This window comes from Clostridium sp. K04 (assembly GCF_019734375.1).
GTDB classification, from domain to species: domain Bacteria; phylum Bacillota; class Clostridia; order Clostridiales; family Clostridiaceae; genus Clostridium; species Clostridium saudiense.
On the sequence record NZ_JAASHD010000034.1, the window covers coordinates 1 to 13,362 of the forward strand.

General features: G+C 26.2%; 13 protein-coding genes. 9 read left to right on the plus strand and 4 right to left on the minus strand.

Features of this window, described 5'->3' with window-relative positions:
- Nucleotides 1–100: 100 nt before the first annotated feature.
- A complete protein-coding gene (locus HCG70_RS13270; protein WP_042400965.1) occupies nucleotides 101–1,843 on the plus strand; it encodes a phosphoenolpyruvate carboxykinase in 1,743 nt (580 codons plus the stop codon).
- 96 nt (nucleotides 1,844–1,939) lie between these two features.
- On the opposite strand, the gene HCG70_RS13275 is transcribed toward HCG70_RS13270, so the two are convergent.
- Together HCG70_RS13275 and HCG70_RS13280 are read right to left on the minus strand one after the other, a co-directional pair.
- Nucleotides 1,940–2,143, minus strand: coding sequence for a DUF378 domain-containing protein (locus tag HCG70_RS13275; protein ID WP_042400961.1), 204 nt, complete (start codon nucleotides 2,141–2,143; stop codon nucleotides 1,940–1,942).
- 103 nt (nucleotides 2,144–2,246) lie between these two features.
- Nucleotides 2,247–2,714 (minus strand): Lrp/AsnC ligand binding domain-containing protein, encoded by a 468-nt coding sequence (locus HCG70_RS13280; protein WP_042400958.1) that lies wholly within the window; start codon nucleotides 2,712–2,714, stop codon nucleotides 2,247–2,249.
- Nucleotides 2,715–2,919: 205 nt separating this feature from the next.
- On the opposite strand from HCG70_RS13280, the gene HCG70_RS13285 reads away from it, so the two are divergent.
- On the plus strand, nucleotides 2,920–3,285 hold the full coding sequence (locus tag HCG70_RS13285; protein ID WP_042400956.1) for a hypothetical protein: 366 nt from the start codon (nucleotides 2,920–2,922) through the stop codon (nucleotides 3,283–3,285).
- 33 nt (nucleotides 3,286–3,318) lie between these two features.
- Here the strand turns inward: HCG70_RS13285 and HCG70_RS13290 are convergent, their stop codons facing one another.
- The gene (locus HCG70_RS13290; RefSeq protein ID WP_042400953.1) at nucleotides 3,319–4,347 is read right to left on the minus strand and encodes a CehA/McbA family metallohydrolase; all 1,029 of its coding nucleotides are present in this window, start codon (nucleotides 4,345–4,347) and stop codon (nucleotides 3,319–3,321) included.
- Between the two features lie 133 nt (nucleotides 4,348–4,480).
- Here HCG70_RS13290 and HCG70_RS13295 point away from each other — a divergent pair, with 133 nt between their 5' ends.
- The 7 genes from HCG70_RS13295 (at nucleotide 4,481) to HCG70_RS13325 (ending at nucleotide 12,346) form a co-directional block, all read left to right on the plus strand.
- Entirely contained in the window at nucleotides 4,481–4,984 is a 504-nt protein-coding gene (locus HCG70_RS13295; RefSeq protein WP_042400950.1) for a gamma carbonic anhydrase family protein, read from the plus strand.
- 8 nt (nucleotides 4,985–4,992) lie between these two features.
- A complete protein-coding gene (locus tag HCG70_RS13300) occupies nucleotides 4,993–5,832 on the plus strand; it encodes a S1 RNA-binding domain-containing protein (protein ID WP_055276091.1) in 840 nt (279 codons plus the stop codon).
- 279 nt (nucleotides 5,833–6,111) lie between these two features.
- Nucleotides 6,112–7,428 carry a hypothetical protein gene (locus HCG70_RS13305; RefSeq protein WP_042400945.1) on the plus strand — a complete coding sequence of 439 codons (1,317 nt, stop codon included), beginning with the start codon at nucleotides 6,112–6,114 and terminating at the stop codon, nucleotides 7,426–7,428.
- A 68-nt stretch (nucleotides 7,429–7,496) separates the two neighbouring features.
- Nucleotides 7,497–8,180 (plus strand): response regulator transcription factor, encoded by a 684-nt coding sequence (locus tag HCG70_RS13310; RefSeq protein WP_042400942.1) that lies wholly within the window; start codon nucleotides 7,497–7,499, stop codon nucleotides 8,178–8,180.
- Nucleotides 8,181–8,185: 5 nt separating this feature from the next.
- Nucleotides 8,186–9,613: a HAMP domain-containing sensor histidine kinase gene (locus HCG70_RS13315; protein WP_042400938.1), complete on the plus strand. Its 1,428-nt coding sequence runs from the start codon at nucleotides 8,186–8,188 to the stop codon at nucleotides 9,611–9,613.
- 140 nt (nucleotides 9,614–9,753) lie between these two features.
- Nucleotides 9,754–11,055: an ectonucleotide pyrophosphatase/phosphodiesterase gene (locus tag HCG70_RS13320; protein ID WP_221697869.1), complete on the plus strand. Its 1,302-nt coding sequence runs from the start codon at nucleotides 9,754–9,756 to the stop codon at nucleotides 11,053–11,055.
- A 10-nt stretch (nucleotides 11,056–11,065) separates the two neighbouring features.
- Nucleotides 11,066–12,346, plus strand: coding sequence for an MFS transporter (locus tag HCG70_RS13325; RefSeq protein ID WP_042400933.1), 1,281 nt, complete (start codon nucleotides 11,066–11,068; stop codon nucleotides 12,344–12,346).
- Nucleotides 12,347–12,472: 126 nt separating this feature from the next.
- Here HCG70_RS13325 and HCG70_RS13330 read toward each other — a convergent pair whose 3' ends face one another.
- On the minus strand, nucleotides 12,473–13,201 hold the full coding sequence (locus HCG70_RS13330; protein WP_221697870.1) for an HAD family hydrolase: 729 nt from the start codon (nucleotides 13,199–13,201) through the stop codon (nucleotides 12,473–12,475).
- Nucleotides 13,202–13,362: the final 161 nt, after the last annotated feature.

Consider the following 13,362-nt stretch of genomic DNA (forward strand, 5'->3'; position numbering starts at 1 on the left):
GGTATTATTTAGTCTCGCAAACTTATTGTATTTCCTTAGGTTGAGAAGAGCAATGTTCATATAACTTAACAGATCGAAAAAAATAATTAGGGGGAGAAATATGAAAAAAGAATTTTCAATAAGCAATGATAAAGTATTGATGAATTTTTCGGCTAGATATTGTAATAATTTTGAAAGCTTATTAGAGAGTGAAGGCTTTAGAAGAGTTTTAAGTGTTTATCTAAAAAAAGCAGAAAAGAAAAGAACATTATCATACAGATATTTAGTAAGCTCATTAAATACTACTGATTTATCAAGATTAAGAGAAGATATGACTCAAGTGTTTAAATGGTTAACAATAATGGATGTAAAGGAGATAGTGGAGTTTAATCCTAAATATGAGGGGCTATTAGGAAGTAAAGAAGATTTCATTAAGGTAATTGAAGATTTTTATTTATTTTGGAGAAGATTAGAAAGATATACGATAATACAAAATGATAAAATTAGTCAAGGACTTGCTGCTATGAACTTTACCGAAGCAAATTCATCTTTTGAAAAGCTAATATTAAAGTTTTACAGAAAAATTGAGCAAAATGTATTAGGTAGATATCCTTTAGTATTTAGACAACTTACGGCTGGTGGAAATTGTAGCATTATGATTAATAAGTTACTATGGCCAATCCCAAGAGGATATGAAATTTTAGAGGATATAAATTTTATTGATTGCATTTTACTAGAACCACCATTTATTACTTATCCAAAGAAAAATACTAGAAATGGAATGTTTACAGAAGTACAAGAAAATCCATTAAAGTATACACATATAAATAAGGATCATTGGTTCTGTTGTCCTATTAAAGTAGGTGAATTAATAGCTTATGTTTATTTTCATAGAGATTATATGAATCATGGAATTACATTGTGTAATTTATTTGAAGTAGCGACTAAGGAAGAATGTAGGGGTAGAAGACCAGATATTATATATGTATTTGGTATAAATGATGGAGAAGAATTAAAAACTGTTTTTTATGATGATGATGAAAATAATATTATGCTAGGTTATGTTAATTATTCAGAAGAAATAGATTATTTTGGATATATGAAAAAAATGATTTTGACATTGCATAATTTAATAATGATTAAAAGAGGAAATTTACCTATACATGGAGCTATGGTTAATATACAAATGAAAAATGGAAAACATGCAAATGTTGTGATTATGGGGGATAGTGGGGCAGGTAAATCTGAAAGCCTTGAAGCATTTAGAACAATGAGTGAAGAGTATATAAGTAATATGACTGTAATTTTTGATGATATGGGAACATTTAAGGAAATTAATGGTGAGGTTTATGGCTATGGTACAGAAATAGGAGCTTTTGTTAGATTAGATGATTTAGCTCAAGGATATGCATTTAGAGAAATAGATAGAAGTATATTTATGAATCCGGATAAGATTAATGCAAGGTTAGTAATGCCAGTTTCACCTTATAGTGAAATAGTAAAAGGATATAAAATTGATGTATTATTATATGCTAATAATTTTACTGATGTTTCAGAAGGAGAAAAATCTATAGATTATTTTGATAATGTAGAAGATGCAAAAAAACTATTTAAAACAGGACCAAGAATGGCCAAAGGAACTACAACTGAAGAAGGGCTGGTACAAAGTTATTTCGCAAATCCATTTGGACCAGCACAAAAGCAAGAAGAAACAGACATATTGATAGAGAAGTATTTTAATACTATGTTTAATGGAAATGTAAAAGTCGGACAAATAAAAACTTGCTTAGGTATTAAAGGAAAAGAGCAACAAGGACCAAGAAAGGCAGCTCTAGATTTATTTGAAATAATTAAAGAGTTATAACAAATTGTTAATCAGCATATAATGGTGAAAAAATAACTGGATTATATTAATTTTTGAATATAATCCAGTTATTTTTTATTATACATATTAACTAACTTATTTTTTTATAAACCTATCTTTAGCAAAAAATGAAATAGCATATAATCCACAGATACCTATTATCGCATAGATTATTCTACTAAACATAGTCATATCACCAAAGATTGCTGCTACAAGATCAAATTGGAAGAAGCCTATTAATCCCCAGTTAACAGAACCAATGATAACCAGACAAAGTACTATAGTATCTAAAATTTTCATAAAAAAACAACTCCTTTAGTTTTGATAACATACTTATCTTTTCCAAAAGAGTCATATATATTCATGAGAAGACTGTATTACTTTAAAATATTATTCCGTTTTATTAAATAGAAATATTTCTATCAATAGGTTGATTTAAGGAAATTATAGTATCAGTTCTTTGAATTCCTGAAATTACATTTATCTTATTTAATAATATGTCTTGAAGATCGCTTATATTTTTACAAATAACTTTAGCAAATACAGAATAATCTCCTGTTGTTAAATGTAATTCTACAACTTCCTTAATTTTAGACATTTCGTCAAAAACTTCAGAGAATGATGATGTTTTATCGATGTAAATACCAACAAAGCAGCAAACATCATATCCAAGCTTAGGAAGATTTAAAAGTATTTTTGTACCTTTTATTATTCCAAGCTCCTCCATTTTTTTCATACGAACGTGAATAGTTCCACCACTTACATGACATAATCTAGCGATTTCTAAATATGGCGTTCTACAATCTTTTATTAATATATCTAAAATTTGAAGATCTAAATCATCAAGTTGATAGGCTTGGCTTAAACCCATAATAACACCCCTTTAATAAATTTATAATATCTTTAATATATTTTATCAAATTTTACATAAAAAATGAAGCATTAAAGTAATATTATTATAAAAAAGAATAATAACATTAATAAATTATCAATATATGGAAATAAAAGCGTCTTGAAAATATGTAAATTTGACAGTAATATATATAGTAGAAAGATAATAGGAAGGAGAACGATTAATGGCGAATTTTTTAGGAACACTATTATATTTTTTAGTTTTATTAGCTATAGTATTTGGTGTAATGTTTTTAGGTAGAAAATATGTATTTTCTAAAGTTAGAATAAATAAATATATACCACTAGGAATTGCAATAGTATTATTTATTTTACAAATATTTATGCCTGCTATTTTAGGTAAAAATATTGTATGGGTATCATTTTTATTAACAATATTAACAGTTACTTTCTTTTTATGGTTTATGGATATTGTTACAACTGGTGGACCAAAGCAAAAAGAGAAAAAGATAGAAATAAGACCAAAAGCTAAGCCAAATAGAGTTAAGCATTTGAATAATGCACAAAATAACACAAATAATAAAAAATAATAAAAGCGCCATTTAAAGGCGCTTTTATTATTTTTAAATGTGATTAACATTTAAATGATTAATAAAGATAGGTGAGCTTACAGCAGTTTTATTGTCTTCTTGTAAGACTTTTATTACATACCAAGTTTCTTTTGGAGAGTTTTGGTGTTCATAAATATATTTTATACTATTTAAATTTATATCATCTACTTTTTTTATTATAGTACCTCCGTTTGAAAGAATTTGTATTTCTTTAATTTTATATCGAATATCTTCAGTAAAAATAGAAAACTTTATTTTAGGTGAATATATTGAGATTGTTTCACCCATAAATGTTTCATCAATTGTGAAATGAAGTTTTAAAAATCTTGATTCAGTAGAATATGTTCTATGGCTTCTAAAAGCATCAATTAATGAATTCTTTGATAAATCATTTGCAATATATGCTGTAAGATAATCTGCTTGATCAAAATTAATTCTATGATTATCTTGCCCGTTAATAGCACCTAATTTCCAACCATCATCAAGTAATTGGTAATAGTATTTTTCATGTTTTGTATATTTACTTGCGGGATTACCATTATACACTTCTATAGATGTTATTATTTTATTAAAGAATTCACTATATCGAAGTTTTCCAACTTCTTTATGTGGATGATTGATTATTATAAAAGCTTGATTGTTATTTAACATCCATAAAGTTAATAGTCTTAGGTCTTTTATACTACCTGTAAAGTAATTAGAAGGGTTTATTATATTAAAATCACCATAAGGAATGGTTTTACATTCAAACCCAACAATAGGCAGAAAATCATCTTCGCTTTTTTTTATTTTATTAGCATAGTAATTTGTAGCGTTCCATCTCGTTAAAGTGCTATCCTTTACGGAAGTTTTATTTGATAAAAAATCATTATGGTCAGTTACAAATAAAAAGTCTAATTTACATTTGATTGCAAATTGATATAAATCTAATGGTGTACCTTTCCCAGTTGAATAGCTTGAATGACAGTGAGGAATACCATAATAATATTTTAATTTATTTTGATCAAAACTTACTTTGTTTTTATGTTTACTTTTACCCACAAATTCGCCTCAAAAATTATTACTTACTTATATATAGTATTAAACACATTAAAATAATGACAATAATTATAAAGGGTGATAAAATAAAGTGAAACTTTATGGTGAATTTCAAAGATAAGGGAGTTTGAATAATATGATTATGGATTTTGAGGGAGTTACTCCTAGAATAAATAAAAATACATACATTTCTGAAAGTGTTGATATAATAGGAAAAGTTAATGTTGAAGAAAACGTAAATATATGGTTTGGTACTAGACTTAGAGGTGATATGAATAATATCATTATTGGTGAAAATACTAATATTCAAGAAAATTCAGTAGTGCATGTAGACATTAATTCTCCATGTATTATAGGAAAGAATGTAACAATAGGTCATGGAACAATTATTCATGGATGTAGTATAAGTGATAATGTACTTGTAGGAATGGGGTCAATAATATTAAATAATGCTAAAATTGGAAAGAATACTATTATAGGAGCAGGGAGTTTAGTTACTCAAGGAAAAGAGTTTCCAGAAGGTGTTCTTATCTTAGGAAATCCAGCAAAGGTTATAAGGCAACTAACAGAAGCAGAAATTGAAAGTATACAACGTTCTGCTGATAATTATGTTAGCTTAAGTAAAAAATATAAAAAATAGGAGGACATATGTTAAGAATAGGTGAATACAATACGTTAATAGTAGATAGAGAAAAGGACTTTGGTTTTTATTTAATGGATAAACAAAGCAGAGAAGATGTTTTGCTTCCAAAGTCTTTAGCAGAAGGAATGGGGGTAGAAGTTGGTAAAGAAGTTACTGTATTTATATATAGAGATTCTAAAGATAGACCAATAGCTACTTTTAAAAAGCCTTTAGCAATAGTAGGAGATGTAGCATACTTAAAAGTAGTACATCAAGGGGAATTTGGTGCATTTGTTGATTTTGGATTAGACAGAGATATATTTGTGCCTTTAAAAGAGCAAAGATATAAATTACATACAGGAAAAAAATATTTATTTTACATATATGTAGATAAAACAGGAAGACTTGCAGCTACAACAGAAGTTGAACCTTATATTGATGTTGCAGAAGAAGGAACATTTAAAGTTGGAGATGAAGTTACTGCAATGGTATTTTCAAAGACTCCATCAGGAACTTTAAATGTTGCAATTGATGCTAAGTATAGAGGATTAGTTTTACCTAATGAGTATTATGATGAAGTGCATCCTGGATATGAAATGAAATTAAGAGTTAAAAGACTTTATGAAGATGGAGTAATTGGATTAACTCCAAGAAAGACTAGATTAAGTGAAAGAGATGAACTTCAAGAAAAGATAGTTGCATATATGAGAAAGAATGGTGGATTTATGGAGTTTAATGATAAATCTAATCCAGAAGATATAAGAGCAACTTTTGGAACTAGTAAGAATTACTTTAAGATGGCTTTAGGTGGACTTATGAAAGCTGGAAAGCTTACTCAAGATAAAGAAGGAAGTAGACTTATCTAGTAACAAGGTTCAAGTAATATGTAGTACATTTAGTTTAAGTAATAAAAGTTATAAGCAAATTTGAAATATTTAAGTTTGCGTTCTTAAGGAGAGCACTGTAAATACAGTGCTCTTTTTGATATTGAATATAAAATATTTTTGATACGTAACAATTTAGCAATAAGTAAACTATAGTATGTAAAAAGTAGGAACTATAATTTAAGTATAAAGTAAAGCATTAGAAGTGCTTGGAATGTTACAACGATAATCTAATATAAATTTCTTAAAGAGGTGAATAATATGAGAAAATATATATTTTTTTTAACTATTATATTTACTTTTACTGGGTGTTCAGAAAAAGATAAGACAATAGTAGTAAATGATAATGTATTAATGGATGAAATTAGAAATTCCCAAAAGATAACAAAGGAAGAATTAAATATACCCTTAGAAGAAGGGTACACTTTTGAACCTGGATTTATTTATGAAGATAAGATATATGGAGTAATAGTGAAATTATCAGATAATTGGACTGACGAAGAGATGTATAATTCATATTATTCTGAGGAGGAAGGCTTAGTAAAAGTAAGTAAAATATCAGGGTATGAAGAATATATAGATATGAGTTATAAAAATAGAGTTGCTATCGGCTGGGGTGGGAAAAAAGATGATAATTATTATATGGTAGACAATGCTACTGGAGAAAGAATGAAATTGCCAGAAATAAATATTACAAAGAAAGAAGAAATTAAAGTGGCTACTCCAGTTAAAGATGAAAATGGAAATATAAATATTGAATTTTTAACGAATGAAGATAATCAAGGCATGATGTCTTCAGGTAGCTATAATGTAATAGAAGAAAATAATAATTATGGTTATAGAGTAATTACAAATGGTGGTTCAGAGGATGAAGAAACTGGAAATGATAACTCTGGATGGTATTACGATAAAATTGATTATAGTTCATATGATAATGTACAAAGTTTAATGGTTCTATTTGATTTAGAAAATAAGAAATCAATAATTTATGGAGGCGAATTAAGTGCATTAGAATTTCCTGTAATTGCAGATGTATTTTATAGTAAAAAGAATAATAAATTTTATGCAATTGGAGGTTATTTTCAGAATGAAATATATGAAATAAATATTGATAATGATATTTATGATATAAAACTATATTATAAATTTGACTATGATAATAGATTGATTAGAGTTTGGGATTCTAAAGTTTTAGATAATAGTATTATTTTAGAAACATATATTCCAAATGAAATTGATGAGTATGGCAATTTTAATGCAGAAGAAATAGAACATGTTTTATTTAATTTAGATAGTAAAGAAATTAACGTATTTGAAAAAGATAAAAATAATATAAGTTATTTTATTTCAAATTTAAATTCAGATAAATACTTAATTATAAATAGAAGTGATTACAATTCTATGGAAGGAAAAAGTTACTTATGTAGGGTAAAAAATAATATTGTGGAATATATGTATGAAGTAGAAAGTGGGAGTAGTTTTTATGCGATTATGGATGAGGATGAAAAGACAATGATTAATTATTATAGAAATGAATATGAATCTAAGTATGAGATTTATAAATTAAATATAGAATAAGTAGTGTATGTGATATAATTCTTAATATGTAAAACTTTAGAATGTATTAATAAGAATAAGGGGACAAGATGGAAAATCAAAAAATATTGGTTGTAGAAGATGAAATTTCAATTAATGATATATTAACCTTTGCCTTAAGAAAAGAAGGTTATGAAGTTAGAGGGGTATATAAAGGAGAAGATGCTATTGAAATGGTACATACTTTTAAACCGGATTTAGTTCTTTTGGATATTATGCTTCCAGACAAAGATGGATTTCAGGTTTGCAGAGAAATTTGTGATAAAGCTTTTATAATAATGTTAACAGCAAGAAATGATGTTATAGATAAGATTCTTGGTATTGAAATAGGAGCAGATGATTATATAACAAAACCATTTGAAATAAGAGAAGTAACAGCAAGAATAAAAAGTATTTTTAGAAGAGTTAATAAAAATAGTAATATTATGTCTAATATTACCCAGGAAATATTAGATAAAGGTTTATTTATAAGTTTAAGTGATAGAAAAGTTTATAAAGATGGAATAGAAATTGAATTAAAGAAAAAAGAGTTTGATTTGCTAAGCTTTTTGTATAGAAATAAAAATATAGTATTTTCAAGAGAAGATTTATTAGATAGAGTTTGGGGAGAGGAATATGAGGGTGATTTAAGGACTGTTGATGTTCATATTAGGAGAGTTAGAGCAAAACTTGGAGAGGAAAAAAATAGCACTGTAATAGAGACTGTATTTGGTGTTGGATATGTTATGAGGTAAATGAAATGTTTAATACTATTAGAGGAAAAGTTACATTAGGGTCTATAGTAATAGTTGGGATATTAAATGTTTTTCTTAGTGTGTATATATTTTTTATAATTAATAATAAGTTAGAAAGCACCATACAAGATAATATGAATAATATAAAGTTTATAGCAAGAAATTTTGCTATGCTTCAAATTGATAATAGTGAAAGTAATTTAGAAGTAGAATCAGGAGCTAAGAATGTAGTTGATGGATTGTACAATATGTTTGGAAATTATGTAGCGATAGTGTTAGAGAAAGATGAAATATTAAAGAGCAGAGGAAATTTGTTAAGTGAGAAAAAAGTAAATTTAATATTAGAAGAAAGTGAAGATAAGAAATCTTTGCTTATGTTAACAAAGGAAAAAAATTCATATATTGCGACATTTAATTATCCCATATACATAGAAGAAAACTATTATGGTAATATTATTGTTCAGCGAAATTACTTTCAAGAGTATAATCAAAATACAAAAATATTAATGACTATATTTATTGGGCAGTTTGCAATTTTTATAATGTTAATAATTGTAATAGGTGGAATGATTAGTAATCTTACTAAACCATTAAATAATTTATCAGAAGCTATAGAAAGATTTGGTAAAGGAGAAGAGTTAGAAGATATTAAAATTGAAACTAAAGATGAAGTGGCAGTACTAGCAAATAACTTTAATTTTATGAAAAATGAAATAAAGGATCAAATGAAAGTTATTATTAATGAGCAAAATAAAAGTAGAGAGTTTTTTAATAATGCAACACATGAACTTAAGACGCCAATAACTGCAATAAGTGGATATACTCAATTATTAATAGATAATGATATATGTGAAATAGAAGAAGCGTTTAGAGATAGAGCATTAGACAGAATCATTAAAGAAAGCAATAAATTAAATTCTCTTGTAAAAAATATTCTTGAAATATCAAGAGGAGAAGTAAAGCGAAGTATAGTTAAAGAAGAGTTTGATTTAGGAAATCTTATCAATAGTAAAATATCTGATATGAATATTAGAATAATAAAAGCTCAGATTAAATTAAATGTCGATATTAAAAATATAAATATAGTTTCTAATAAAGAGGATATTAATACGATAATAGTAAATCTCATAGATAATGCTATTAAATATACAGCAGGAAAAGAAATTACAGTAAAAGTTTATGAAGATGATTATAAATGTATCACTGAAGTATCTAATGAGATTTATGAGATACCAGAAAAAATAAAAGATAATTTATTTGATCCATTTGTTAAGCATAGTAATGATATTGTTCTGAAGAAGGAAGGAATAACAAGCTCCGGTTTAGGATTATATATCTGTAATAAACTAGCGGAAGATAATAATTTAAAATTAGAATATGCAATAGAAGAAAATATAATAAGTTTTAAATTAATAATCCCTAGAATCAATTAATTATTGGTTTTAGGGATTGCTTTTTATATACAAAATAAAAGTGAGAATAATATTCAAAAAAGGAAAAAATTTACAAAGAATTAACTTTATAATAAAATGAATATAACAATAATGAAGTAGATTTATATTAGGAGGGCATAATGGAAAAAAGGTATGTAATTGTTATATCTTTTGATGCAGTATCAAAAGAAGATTTGGATTTTTTAAGTAAGCTGCCCAATTTCTCAAAATTAATAAAGGAGGGATCATTAATTAAAAATGTGGAAAGTATATATCCATCTTTAACATATCCAGCGCATGCAACAATAGTTACTGGTAAGTATCCTAAGAATCATGGGATTATAAATAATACTGTTTTAGATTTTAATAGTTATAATCCAGATTGGTATTGGTATAGGAAATATATATATGGTGATACAATTTTTGATTTAGCAGAGAAAAATGGAATGAAGACTTGTTCTATTTTATGGCCTGTAACTGGAAGAAGTAAAATTACTTATAATATGCCAGAGATATGCTGTACTAAAAAATATGATAATCAAGCAATAAAGTCAGCTTTAGCAGGAAGTATATTTTATCAATTGAGTATGAATAAAAGATTTGGATACTTAAGAAGAGGAATAGAACAACCATATTTAGATAATTTTGCAATGGAAGTTGCAAAGAAAACAATTAGAGAATTAAAACCTAATTTATTATTACTTCATTTAGTAGATGTTGATAGTCAAAAACATAAGTATGGTGTTAAAAGTCAACAAACCATTGAAGCATTGAGACGACATGATGATAGATTAGGAGAAATAGTTGAAGTATTAAAAATTTCTGGAATATATAACGATTCAACAATAATTGCTCTAGGAGATCATAGTCAAATAGATGTTAGCAGTGTAATTAGATTAAATTCAATATTAGTGGAAAATAATCTTATAGAAGTAAAAAATAATAAAGTTAAAAGTTATAAGGCTATAGCAAAAAGTTGTGATGGTAGTAGTTATATTTATTTAAATAATAAAAATGATAAAGATATTATAAATAAATTAAAAGAAATATTAAATAATTTAAAAAATCAAAAAGATAGTCCTATAGAAGAAATTTATAGTAATGATTCAATAAGTAATTTAGGTGCAGATAGAGATGCTATTTTTATGGTTGAAGCTAGAGAAGGTTATTATTTTATAGATGATTTATTTGGTAAAACTATTGAAGAGTTGAGTCAGGACAAGTCTTTTAAGATAAAACATAAAATAATGGCAGCACATGGATATTTACCTACTAAAGATAATTATAAAACATTTTTTATTGCTTCAGGTAAAGGAATAAAAAGTGGAATAGTATTAGAAAATGGAAAACTAATAAATCATGGACCAACAATTGCTAAAATTTTGGGTATTGATTTAAAAGATGCAGATGGTATGGCAGAAGAAAAAATATTAGATATTTAGGGGGAAGAGAATGAGTAAGGTAAACAAAGAGGAAAAAAGCTGGATTTTATATGACTGGGCAAACTCGGCATATTCAATGACAATTACATCTACAATATTACCAATTTATTTTAAATTAGTAGCAGAGCAAGGTGGTATGAGTTCTGCAACATCTACAGCATTATGGGGTTATACTATATCAATAGCAACCTTTATTGTAGCGATGATTGCACCAATATTGGGTAACATAGCTGATTATAAAGGAAATAAAAAGAAATTATTTAATTTATTTTTTTTCATTGGATTAATAGCAACAGTATTATTGGTTTTTGTACCAGAAAATAACCCAATTGCTTTACTAGTTATTTATACAATAAGTACAGTGGGATTTTGTGGTGCAAATGTATTTTATGATGCTTTTTTAGTTGATGTTACAACAGAAGATAGGATGGATTATGTATCATCTATGGGATATGGTATGGGTTATATAGGAAGTACTATTCCTTTTATACTTTGTATAGTTGTAGTTTTGTTATCCCAAAGTGGTTTAATTAATATGAGTTTAACATTGGCGTGTAAAATTACATTTTTAATAACAGCAATATGGTGGGGTGTGTTTACAATACCATTAGTTAAGAATGTTAATCAAAAATATTATGTGGAAAAACAAAGTCATATTATAAAAAATTCATTTAAAGATTTAGGAAGTACTTTAAAGAATATAAAAAAGGATAAAGCAGTATTGTTATTTTTAATTGCATACTTTTTCTATATAGATGGTGTTCATACTATAATCAGTATGGCAACATCATATGGTACAGATTTAGGAATATCAATGATTTCCTTGCTAATAATACTATTACTAACACAATTTGTTGCATTCCCATTTACAATTATTTATGGAAAATTATCAGAAAAGTTTGGTGGTAAAAAGCTAATAATGGCAGGAATAATAACTTATGCTCTTATTTGCTGCTATGGATACTTCATCAAAACTGTATTAGATTTTTGGATATTAGCAATGCTTGTTGGGTCAGCTCAAGGAGGTATACAAGCTATATCAAGATCATATTTTGCAAAGCTTGTACCAAAAGAGAAATCAGCAGAGTATTTTGGGTTTTATAGTATTTTTGGTAAATTTGCAGCAGTATTAGGCCCATTCTTAGTAGCGATAGTTACGCAATTAACAGGTAAAACAAATAATGGAATAATAAGTTTGATAATTTTATTTATTATAGGTGGTATTGTTATGATGAAGGTACCAGATATTAAGGAAAGTAATAAAGTAATAACTACAAATGAAAGCATGTAGAAGTAAAGAGCCTTTATGATGATAGGAAAAAAATAAATAGAATATTCCTGGGATATATTCTATTTATTTTTTCTTTATTTCCAGATATATTGTTATAAAACTAATATAATTTATGCAAGTTAATATTTATTTTTTCGTACTATCAATGATAAATTCGGATATTTTGGATATGTCCATGTTCATGATGGAATAGGTGCTTGTAAGAGGACCTTTAATTTCAGGTGAAAGATTAGAGTGTAGGTAAAGTGAATTAAGTCCTGCATTAGTTGCACCAACAATATCGCAAATATAATCATTTCCAATCATGATACTATCTTTAATATCTAAGTTATGCTTTTTTATTAATGTATTGTAAAAATTTATATCTGGTTTACATATTTCATAATCTGCAGAAAATAAAATGTCATCAAAATATTTTTCAATTCCGAGCATTTTCATTTCTGAAAAAGTAAAAACTCTTTGTGCATTAGAAAGTAAATAAATATTTTTACCTTTAGATTTTAGCAGTTCTAATAGCTCAATTACACCATCATATAATTTAATATATTTTATTGATAATGTTCTAAATAAATGAGCAGTATCTATAACAAGATCTTTAGAAGGATTAATTCCTTTAAGTTTATATAACTCACTGAAAATAGGCTCAAGTGGTGTGTCAGGGTATTTAGTATTAGTATAGCTTTGTAATTTAGTTTTTATCATATTATTATATGATGTTTGTAATTCTTCAGCCGTATATAAAGCACCTTTGAATGAATAGAATAACGAAAGCTTGTACCAAAACTCTTTGCTAGATTCATCTGTATTAATATCTACTAATGTTCCATATAAATCGAAAATATAATTTGAATACATATTAAATAATCTCCTTAATAAAAAAAATATTAATATATTTATTGTAACATTATGTTATGGAAAATAGGGAATTTTTTTACAAAAATTGATTTGTTAATAAAATTAATATAAAATTTGTAAAGTATATAAATTAGTAAAGTATATAAATTAGTGAAGTATAT

Excerpts from the sequence above, each read along its gene's own strand:
- HCG70_RS13270 (WP_042400965.1), top strand. The coding sequence starts at position 101 with ATGAAAAAAGAATTTTCAATAAGCAATGATAAAGTATTGATGAATTTT.
- HCG70_RS13275 (WP_042400961.1), bottom strand. The coding sequence starts at position 2,143 with ATGAAAATTTTAGATACTATAGTACTTTGTCTGGTTATCATTGGTTCT.
- HCG70_RS13280 (WP_042400958.1), bottom strand. The coding sequence starts at position 2,714 with ATGGGTTTAAGCCAAGCCTATCAACTTGATGATTTAGATCTTCAAATT.
- HCG70_RS13285 (WP_042400956.1), top strand. The coding sequence starts at position 2,920 with ATGGCGAATTTTTTAGGAACACTATTATATTTTTTAGTTTTATTAGCT.
- HCG70_RS13295 (WP_042400950.1), top strand. The coding sequence starts at position 4,481 with ATGATTATGGATTTTGAGGGAGTTACTCCTAGAATAAATAAAAATACA.
- HCG70_RS13300 (WP_055276091.1), top strand. The coding sequence starts at position 4,993 with ATGTTAAGAATAGGTGAATACAATACGTTAATAGTAGATAGAGAAAAG.
- HCG70_RS13305 (WP_042400945.1), top strand. The coding sequence starts at position 6,112 with ATGAGAAAATATATATTTTTTTTAACTATTATATTTACTTTTACTGGG.
- HCG70_RS13310 (WP_042400942.1), top strand. The coding sequence starts at position 7,497 with ATGGAAAATCAAAAAATATTGGTTGTAGAAGATGAAATTTCAATTAAT.
- HCG70_RS13315 (WP_042400938.1), top strand. The coding sequence starts at position 8,186 with ATGTTTAATACTATTAGAGGAAAAGTTACATTAGGGTCTATAGTAATA.
- HCG70_RS13320 (WP_221697869.1), top strand. The coding sequence starts at position 9,754 with ATGGAAAAAAGGTATGTAATTGTTATATCTTTTGATGCAGTATCAAAA.
- HCG70_RS13325 (WP_042400933.1), top strand. The coding sequence starts at position 11,066 with ATGAGTAAGGTAAACAAAGAGGAAAAAAGCTGGATTTTATATGACTGG.
- HCG70_RS13330 (WP_221697870.1), bottom strand. The coding sequence starts at position 13,201 with ATGTATTCAAATTATATTTTCGATTTATATGGAACATTAGTAGATATT.